The 10,637-nt window shown below is 22.2% G+C and carries 6 protein-coding genes; 4 read left to right on the top strand and 2 right to left on the bottom strand.

Translation table 25 applies throughout. From position 1 onward, the window contains the following. Positions 1 to 279: 279 nt before the first annotated feature. On the top strand, positions 280 to 1,239 hold the full coding sequence (locus VAMP_RS04510; RefSeq protein ID WP_213349765.1) for a DsbA family protein: 960 nt from the start codon (positions 280 to 282) through the stop codon (positions 1,237 to 1,239). 203 nt (positions 1,240 to 1,442) lie between these two features. Beyond that, on the top strand, positions 1,443 to 2,747 hold the full coding sequence (locus VAMP_RS04505; protein WP_213349764.1) for a hypothetical protein: 1,305 nt from the start codon (positions 1,443 to 1,445) through the stop codon (positions 2,745 to 2,747). Positions 2,748 to 2,771: 24 nt separating this feature from the next. On the opposite strand, the gene VAMP_RS04500 is transcribed toward VAMP_RS04505, so the two are convergent. Then, the gene (locus VAMP_RS04500; protein WP_213349763.1) at positions 2,772 to 4,109 is read right to left on the bottom strand and encodes a hypothetical protein; all 1,338 of its coding nucleotides are present in this window, start codon (positions 4,107 to 4,109) and stop codon (positions 2,772 to 2,774) included. Between the two features lies 1 nt (position 4,110). Then, on the bottom strand, positions 4,111 to 5,820 hold the full coding sequence (locus VAMP_RS07150; RefSeq protein ID WP_213349762.1) for an MBL fold metallo-hydrolase: 1,710 nt from the start codon (positions 5,818 to 5,820) through the stop codon (positions 4,111 to 4,113). Positions 5,821 to 6,253: 433 nt separating this feature from the next. On the opposite strand from VAMP_RS07150, the gene VAMP_RS07145 reads away from it, so the two are divergent. Both VAMP_RS07145 and VAMP_RS04485 read left to right on the top strand, forming a co-directional pair. Beyond that, positions 6,254 to 9,973, top strand: coding sequence for a class I tRNA ligase family protein (locus VAMP_RS07145; protein ID WP_213349761.1), 3,720 nt, complete (start codon positions 6,254 to 6,256; stop codon positions 9,971 to 9,973). Between the two features lie 115 nt (positions 9,974 to 10,088). Further along, a partial coding sequence (locus VAMP_RS04485) for an AAA family ATPase (protein ID WP_213349760.1) occupies positions 10,089 to 10,637 on the top strand: 549 nt, incomplete at its 3' end.

The following is a 10,637-nucleotide window of genomic DNA, read 5'->3' as shown; positions in this document are numbered from 1 at the left end:
ATTTTCTTGATGAACCAACTGTAGGATTACATCCACAAGATATTGAAAAATTATTAAATGTTTTGAAAAAATTCTTGGATAATGGTGATAGTGTTTTTATGATAGAACATGATAAAAATCTTTTGAAATTTGCTGATAATGTTATTAAACTTGAAAATTGAAAAATTGTATAAATGTATTTTTTTTATTTTGTCAATTTAAAAATGATAAAATATATTGATTAATTTAAAAAAATTAATATAAGTGTTTTTTATATTTTATTATATAATATGAATATACATGTCTAACAAATCTGGAAATAATACACCCGAAAATAATTTATCTAATGTAATGAATATTATTGTTACTATATTTATAGTTTGAGTTTTGACTGTTACTGCTAATTATTATATTTTAGATACAAAATTGGAAAATATAAGTGGTTCTGTAAATACTGAAGAGATAAAGAAAGAAATGCAAGAAATAGCTGCATTGGAGTTTGGTTGAATGGAAAATTATGAAATAGCTAAACAAGCTTTTACATCTGAAGAATTTGCTAAACAACAAAAAGAACAATTGGAACAATTTGTAAGTCAATTTTGAGGTTCTGCAGGTAATACTGATACTGCTGATACTACTGATAATAATGATACTGAAGTGTCAGAATCTACTACTGGTGATGATTGATTTGATAGATGAACTATATCAAAAGATCAAATTGATAATATACTTTCAAGATGATTTACATATTGAGATGAAAATGCAAAAATTGTTTGGCTAGAATATACTGATCCTAATTGTGTTTATTGTGCTAGACATACAAATGATTGAACTGTAATAAATAGTATTTCTCAGTTTGAAGATAATGAAGTGTCTTACAAATTTAGACCATTTCCTATATTTTGAGAACAATCTATGCCATGAGCATATGCATTTCAATGTGCAGGTGAATTATGAGATAATGATGTTTATTATAATTACAAAAAAGACTTTTTTGCTTTATCAAATAAAAATGATAGAGATGCTTGGGATGATTTAGTATCTTCTTATGGTGTTGATGTTGATGCATTTAATTCTTGTATAGATAATGCTGAAGTATCTTGAGTTATAGAAGATAATTTATCAGAATGAAGAATATTTTGAGTTTCTTGAACTCCATGAAATGTTCTTCTAGATACAACTACTTGAGATTGGGTTTTAGTTCCTTGAGCTTATCCATCAAGTCAGTTTGTTAGTCTTTTGGAAGGTATGTTGAATTAAAATTTAATTTATAAAAAATCATCAGCTATTATTAAAATAGTTGGTGTTTTTTTATTTAATTATTTATAAATAAACTAAATTCTCTTGAAAAATCATAAATAAACAGTATTTTAAACTATTAATTAATTAAGAAATTAATTTTTATTTTGTAATGATTTTAAACTATCATATCAATAGTATAAATCTATAATGAATTTTAAAAAATGATTATAAATTTTGTTAAATTATTTGTCATATTTATTTTTTCTTATTATATATTAAATACTTTTTTTGTATATTGAATTTTTGATTGACAATTTCAATTAATTTTTTCTTTATTAAAAGAAATTATTTGGTTCTTTTTTGTATTATTATTAATAATATTTAACTTTGATAAATTCAAAAAATATTTAATAGATTACAAATATTTTATAATACTTCTATTGTTTTATATTTTTTGGTGAATATTAATATCACTTATTAATCAAAAATGATTATATGATATATTTATTTGAATAAAATATAATATATTTTTTGTGATAATATTTTTAAGTTCTACATTTGTATGAACAGTGCTTATAGATAAAGTTAATAAAAAAGATATAATAAAATTTATTAATTTTATATTTTATTCATTGATTATAAGTTTAATTATTTGAATATTTTGGCAGTTAATGAAATTTTGATTCAAAGAAGAATTTATAAAATATTTATGATACGGACCTGTTTGAGACTGGAAATTTTGAGAAAAACCACCTATTTATTATCGTACTTGACCTGATTGACTAGCAAGATTTAATTGAATATTTGCTTGACCAAATAATTATTGATTTTTACTTGTTTTATTTTTATCTTTTTTTGTAAGTAAAAGTTTTGAATTTATGAAACAAAAACAAAATAAAACTAAAAATTCAATAAAATCAATTGCATATTCTAGTTTATATATATTATGATGACTTGCTACATTTTCAAGAGGTTTTATACTTGCTTGAATAATACAATTTTGGTATTTCTTGCCTTATAAATTAAAGAAAAATAAAAAAATAATATGAATTTGAATATTTCTCTTATTATTTTTAATATCTATTTTAAGTTTTGTTAAATTTGAATCTACAAAATTACATATATCTGAGACACTAAATGCAATTATTTTTGCAATAAACAATAGTATGGGACTTTGATTTGGATCTTCATGACCTGCAATTCATCACAGATGAGAAATATTACCTGAAAATATGTATTTGCAAGTATTTATTGATTCATGAGCAATATGATTTATTATTTGGATATGAATAATATTTTTTATATTTTTATGAATTAGAAAAATATGAATATTTTCAAAAAATAAAGAAACTAAAAAATTACAAAAATATTTATTATTATTGTCTATATGATTTTATTGATTATTGATAGAATGACTATTTTTGCATGTATTTGAAGATAGTATTATAAATTATATTTTTTTCATAACTTATTGAATATTGTATTGATATTTATATGATGAATACAAAAAAGTTAAAATATACTAAATCTTAAAATATTTAAAATAAAAATTATATATATATTTTCATATTTCAATATTTTTTTTCTTTGTAAGAATATTCTATATCATAAAATGTAAGATTTATTTTTTGTTTAGGATTTGGAGATTTTATTGTTTTTTTTTCTGAAATTTTAATAGAAATTTTATCCAAAAATATCCATCATATTTTTTTTCATTCCATATTTTCCAATATTTCTTTTATTTTATGTTCAATATCTTCAGACATAAGATTTTGATCTTCAAGATCAATTTTTGAAATAAATATATTCAAAACTACATATCAAACTTTTGCTCATACTAAATCTTCTTGTTTCAAAATATTTATAAAAAATGGGAATTTGGAATCAGATTGACTTTCTCTAAATTCTTTATTTGAAATTCGTTTATCATATTGTTCTTGAAATTCACCTTTTGATAATTTTTTTGCAAAATCTCAATTTACAGATAAAACTATAAATGGTGTTATTTTAGTTTTAGTTTTAAACATTTCTGTAAAAAGCCATTTTTCTATTCATAATATTTTTTTATTGACATTATATTGTCTATTTAATTTTTTATTTTCTTCAATATTTGAAATAGTAAATTGTACAGGGTATGTTTTGTAAGAATCTAAATCGTTTTCTCATTTATTTACTGTAATATTCATATCAGTTTTTCTTTCATTATCTTCTCTCATACTTGCAAGTTTCAAATATGTTGAATATATTCCTAGAGCTTTTCTAAGTTCATTTTCCAATCTAAAAGCAATTTCACAAAAAATATTTTCAGAGAAAGTTCATTGATTTCTATTTTTTTGTAATCAACTTCAAAAAGATTGTGGTATATCTCTAGTACCAACAGTTCTAATATTGTCAAAAACAGACATAATATAATAAAAATCAGCAATATCATAATTATTAAGTCAATTTCATTCAAGTATATCTATTATTTTACTAATTTCAGAATAAAGTGCATAATGTATATCTCAATTTTTTATCATCCAAATAAATAAATTTAATAATTGAGGTATTTCTTTAATTTTGCTAATATCTATTTTATCCAAATAAATATTTTGAATAATAGGAAAAAATCAATGTATTTTACAAAATTGTATAAGTACATCAGGATTTTGTATTTTTAATCATTCTGGAAGTCATTGAATAGGAGAAAAACTTATTTCAGTTTTCCAATTTCATGAATACAAATATTTTCTAATATATAAATCTATAATTATAGTTTTATTTTTAATAATATCATCTAATTGTCATTCTGACAAAGAAGATAAAACTTGTCTTTTGTATAAATCAATAAAATTATTTCCAAGATATGTTTCTCATTTTTCTAAATTATAATTATTAGTTTCCACCATATTAATAAAGTTTATAAATATCTCAAACATTTGCTCATTGAACATCAAATCAATCTCATTTTAATGTTTCTACTAATTTTTCTTGTGCAACTTGATCACCATGATTTACCAAAACTTTTGAATTTCTCTTCAATCAAAGTTCCAACATTAAATATCTAAGATCATTTTTGTCGCCATGTCAAGAAAAACTACGAAAAACTTGTATTTCTGATTTTATATCAACATATCAAACTCAAGGAAGATCAAAACTTCTAAGTCAATCAAGAATTTTTCTTCAATTAGTTCATTCAGCTTGATATCAAACAAAAAATAAAGAATTTTTTTTATCTGCAAGAATAGGTTTTATATATTTTTGAATACTTCCTCAATGCATCATACCAGAAGGAGCAAGCATAATACAAGTTTTTTTAGTTTTTACAAATTCATTAGGAACTTCATCATTATTTATAGGTACTAATAAATTATTTCATAAATTTTTGTAATTTGGATTATCAGATAAACGATATATATTATTTATTTTTTCAGTATATAATCAATCATAATATATTTGCATTTTTGGAATTTTTCATTTATCCATTAATTCTAGTAATTTGATAGATATATCTTGTATTCTCTGTATCATAAAACAGGGGATCAAAATCTTTCATCATCTTTTTTTTATTTTATTTATTTCATCAATCATTTTTTGATCTTCCATTTGTTTATCACTATGTTCTCTATTTCAATAAGTAGATTCTATTTGATAAAAATCAAAATTTTTGTCTGGAACATCAGGTTTTCATATATAAGTTTCATCAAAAAATCTTCAAACATCTCAACTAAATCACATATTAAATGTTTGTCAATTTCATTTATCAATTTCAAGAAAAACTTGTCAAGCTCACATTATATGTCAAGCATTAAAAAACATTAATTTAACTCAAGGTAAAATTTCCACTTTTTGATAAAATTCAGTTTGTTTAATAAGAGAATAAGCTTTTAATACATCTTCTTCATTGTATAAAAGTTTATCTTTTGCATTATCTAATTTTCATCTATAAACATTAGCAATATCAGAATTTTTTTCTACTCAATATTCTTTTAGTAAATCTCTTATTTCTTCTATTTTTTGTTCCAATTCTTCTTTTGTAAATTTTTGTCTTATTTCTTTAATTTTACTATAATTTGATCTATTTCTAGTTGATCTATTATTTTGAGCAGAAAGAAAAGAATTTAATTCTCATAATTGAGTGTTCAAAAAAGATTTAAGTCTACTAGCTCTAGATTCTGTTGTTTCCAAATTTTCTTTCATAATTTTGGCACTATCTTGTAATGATATCAATGTCAACATAGAAGTTACTTTGGTAGCATATATAGGTCATTTAAATATACTTTGTAAATTATTTACAAGCATAGGTATTCTTCATATATGATCAAGATGGGCATGAGTTAAAATTACTGCATCAATTTTATTAGGATTTACAGGTAATTCTTTGTTGGACTGAATAACTTTTTCTTCGTTTCATCATTGATACATTCCCAAATCTATCAATATATCCAAATCTTTTTGTCAAATTCTTTTTATTCTTACTCTAGTACTAGATCATGTTAAATTATTTCATTCATCATCTCAAACTCATCATAATGTTTGTACAATTACAGACTTTAATTTTCATAAAACTTCTTGTTCTTGTCAACTTGATTGTTCAACTAAATCACCTGAATTTTCCATAATTACAAATTAAAAAATAAATTAAATACTATATAAACATTATATTAATAATGTCAATACAAATAATTACTAATTTCCCGTCCCTAAATTAGAGATAAAAGTGAATTTTGTTTATTCTGTAGTCTGTTTCTCTGATGTGTATTTCGGAAAAATTTTCAATTTAAGTAATGCTCTTTAATTATTTGAGTGGGTAATTGTAAAAGTGGATTCAAATAAGATAAATTTAATTTTCATAATTTAATATAAATAATAATTTTGAAATACTCTAAATTTTTAAATCATCTAGTTATTCTTTTTTAATTATATTTGCGAGTATTTTTTGTTTACAAAGATAAATTTCAAGAATTTAAATAAATATTTATTACTTGAAAATTAAGTTTTTTTCAATATTAAAGAATAATATAAATTTAATTATATAAAAAATAATAAAATCATGAAAATGTTTCCTGAATTAAATCCAAAACAAAGTTTCCCAAAACTTGAAGAAGAAATTATAAATTTTTGGAAAGAAAATAATATTTTTGAAAAATCAATTGAAAATAGATCAAAAAATAATCCTTATAGATTTTATGATTGACCTCCTTTTATTACTGGAACTCCTCATTATTGACATTTATTAGTTTCTGCAATCAAGGATGCAGTTCCTAGATACTGGACTATGAAATGAAAAAGATGCGAAAGAATTTGGGGTTGGGATTGTCATTGAATAGCTGTTGAAGAAAAAGTAATGAAAAAACTTGGTATTAATTCAAATTCTGAAATAGAAAAAAATTGAATAGAAAATTTTATTGAAGAATGTTATAATTATACTAAACAAGTAAGTAGTGAATGGAATTGGTATATTGACCATATTGGTAGATGGGTAGATATGGATAATGCTTACAAAACTATGAATCAAAATTATATGGAATCTGTTATGTGGACTTTTAAACAATTTTATGATAAATGATTTATTTACAAATGAAAAAGAATTTCTCAATATAGTGTGAAATTGTGAACTCCTATATCAAATTTTGAAGTAGCTATGGATGATAGTTATGAATCAGTGAATGATCCAGCTATTACAGTAAAATTTGATCTTTGAATTAATTGAAAAGAATGGGAATGAGTTTATGTTCTTGCTTGGACTACTACACCTTGGACTTTACCAGCAAATCTTGCTTTGGCAGTAAATGAAGATTGTGATTATGTTATTATTGAGTTGAAAGATGAAACTTGAAAATTGAAAGGCGAAAAGTATATACTTGCCAAAAATAGAGTAGAAGAAGTGATGAAATGAAAATGAGAATATGAAATTATACAAGAATTTAAATGAGATAAACTTGTATGATTGAGTTATCAGCCATTATTCAATTTTTATGTTTGAAAAGTTGATGAAAAAAATTTCAAAATATATAATGCTAATTTTATTACAGATACAGATTGAACTGGTATAGGTCATCAAGCTCCAGAATTTGGAGAAGTAGATTTTCAATTATGAAAAGATAATTGACTTTATCAAACAGAAAGTATAGATGATGAATGTAATTATTCTTATCAAATTCCTGATTATCAATGTAGATTTATTAAAGATTGTCAACAAGATATTATACAAAGATTAAAAGAAGAATGAAAATTATTCAAAAAAGAAAATATTACTCATAGAATAGCAGTGTGTCCTAGAACTCAAGTTCCATTAGTTTATAGAACTCAAGATACTTGGTTTTTTGATATTCAATGAATGAAAGATAAATTATTGGAACAAAATCAAAATATTAATTGGTTTCCAGAATATTTAAAAAATTGAAGATTTGCAAAAAATATTGAATTTGCACCTGATTGGTGTTTATCTAGGAAAAGATATTGGGCAACTCCTATGCCTATGTGGACTGATGAAAACGAAGATGAAAAACTTGTAATTTGAAGTTTGGAAGAAATTTATGAAAAAAATAAAGATTTTGGACAAGTAACAAAAATAATTTTTGTAAGACATTGAAGAACTGATTACAATGAAAAATGATTGATGGATTACAAAAATAAAGCAAGTTTAAACGATATTGGAAAAGAACAAGCAAAACAAGTATTTGAAAAGTTTAAAAATATAAATATAGATGCTTGTTATAGTTCTCCACTTGATAGATGTGTAAATACTATTCAAGATTTGGCAGAGATTAATTGATTAAAAATAAATAAAATAGATGAATTAATAGAAGTTAATTCTCCTAATTTACAAGATCAAGTTTTTTCTTGTAAAAATTATAAATGGGAAAATTGATATTGATGATGAGAAAAAATAAAAGAAGTTTATGAAAGAGTTTCTAATTTTATGAAAAAAATATTAGAAAACAATAAATGAAAAACTATTCTTGTATGTGCTCATGGTGATATAGTATTTTTGTCTAGAATGTTTCTTAGAAACAATATAGATTATGATACAGAAAAATATAATTCTGGTTTATATTTGGAAAATAATCCAAAATATTGAATAAATAAAATGTTTGCTGTTGATTATGTTTTTGATCAAACAAATAAAATATTAGATTTACATAAACATAATCTTGATAAAATATATTTGAAATCTCATAAAACTTGAAATACTTTGACAAGAGTGTCAGAAGTTCTTGATGTTTGGTTGGAAAGTGGTAGTATGAGTTTATCACAATTTCATTATCCTTTTGAAAATAAAGAATATTTTGAAAAAGCTTATCCTGCTGATTTTATAGTAGAATATGTATGACAAATTAGAGCTTGGTTTTATGTTATGCATGTTGTAGGAGTAGCACTTTTTGATCAAAATGCTTATCAAAATGTTATTACTACTGGTATAATAGCTGGTAATGATGGTAGGAAAATGTCCAAATCTTTTGGTAATTTTACTGATCCTAAAGAATTGCTTTTGAAATATGGTTGAGATGCTATTAGATTTTATGTAATGAATTCGCCATTAGTAAAATGATGAGATATTAATTTTATGGATGAATGAGTTTTGGATGTTGTAAAAAAATTACTTTTGCCGATTTGGAATACTTTGTATTTCTTTACTACTTATGCAAATATTGATAATTATGAAGGGCAATTTGATGAAATATTAAATGAAATTTCAAATTCTAATTTTCATAAATTAAATTATAATAAACTAGATAAATGGATAATTTCTGAATTAAATCAATTAATAAAAGAAGTAGATGAAAGTATGTTAAATTATGATTTACAAAAATCTACTAATTCTATTTCTAATTTTGTACAAAATCTTACAAATTGGTATATTCGTAGATCTAGAAGAAGATTTTGGAAATCAGAAAATGATGATGATAAAATGCAAGCATATGATACATTATATTATGTATTAATTCAATTTAGTAAAGTATTGGCTCCATTTTGTCCTTTTATAGCTGAAAAAATTTATAAAATACTTAATGATAAAGAATCTGTTCATTTGGAAAATTTTCCACTTTTTGATGAAAAATTAATTGATTATGATCTTAATGAAGAAATGAATTTAGTTCAAAATATTATAAGTTTATGACTTTGACTTAGATCAAAAAATAGTTTGAGAGTGAGACAAGCTCTTGCAAGTATTAGTATTTGAGAAAATTTATCTGATTATTATATAGATATAATTAAAGATGAATTAAATGTAAAAAAAGTAATTACTAATTATGATATATCTCAAATTGCAAAAAAAATAGCTATGCCAAATGCAAAACTTATATGACCAAAATATTGAAAAGCAGTACAAGAAATTATTAAAAATGCTAAAGAAGCTAATTTTGAGGAATTACAAGATTGAAAAATAAAAGTAGGGGACTATGTTTTGGAAAAAAATGAATTTGAAATTTCTTATCAAACTAAATGATCCGATTTATCTGTTCATTGAGGTTTTGGAACAGTAATAGCTATGGATTTAAATATAACTAAAGAATTAAAAAATGAATGATATGCAAGAGATATTGTAAGAATTATTCAAGAAGCAAGAAAAGAAATAGATTATAATGTGGCTGATAGAATAAAAATACAATTAAAAATTGATAATTGAGAAAAAATAATTGATAATTTTGGTGAATATATACAAAATGAAACTTTATCTGAAATAGTAGAGGAGTTATTAGATTTTGATATTGAAAAAGAGTTTGATTTGGATTGAGTGAAATGAGTTGTAAGATTAAAAAAATAATTAATTGAATAATTAAATTTTGAGTTTATATATTTTGTGTGAAAACAAAATATTGATTTTGTGAAACAAAAAATTATAATGAAAAGGATTTAGTAATATTAAAAAAATTAAATAGATGAAAAAAATAGCGATATGAATACAAGATTTTAAGAAATTAATAACAGATAATTATTATTATATAGACAAAACTAAAATAATATATAATTTATTGATAAGTAATAATTATTATTTTTTGTCTAGACCGAGAAGATTTGGGAAATCATTGACATTATCAATGATAAAATATTTGTATATGTGAGAAAAAGAATTATTCAAAAATACATATATTTATGATAAACGAAATTTTGAAGAAACAAATCCAGTAGTATATATGAGTTTTGCAAGTTATAACGAATTTGAAGATGTAAATGAATTTATAAATGAAAAGCTTGAAATATTTTATGATTGAAAAATATATAATTTAGAAGATTTTACAAAAAGTTTTAATATAGGTACACTTGCAAAAAAAATATATGAAAAAACAGGAAAACAAGTAGTAATATTGATAGATGAATATGATAAAACGGTATTAACTCATTTGAATAATAAAGAAAAGGCAGAATATTACAGAAGATTTTTATCATGTTCTATCATAAAAACACTATCACCATTATCCAAGAATTTT

Origin of the sequence: Candidatus Vampirococcus lugosii (assembly GCF_018420025.1) — a bacterium.
GTDB lineage: Bacteria > Patescibacteriota > Gracilibacteria > Absconditabacterales > Absconditicoccaceae > Vampirococcus > Vampirococcus lugosii.
The sequence above is the reverse complement of the archived record's forward strand: the minus strand, read 5'-3'. Positions and strand labels throughout refer to the sequence as shown.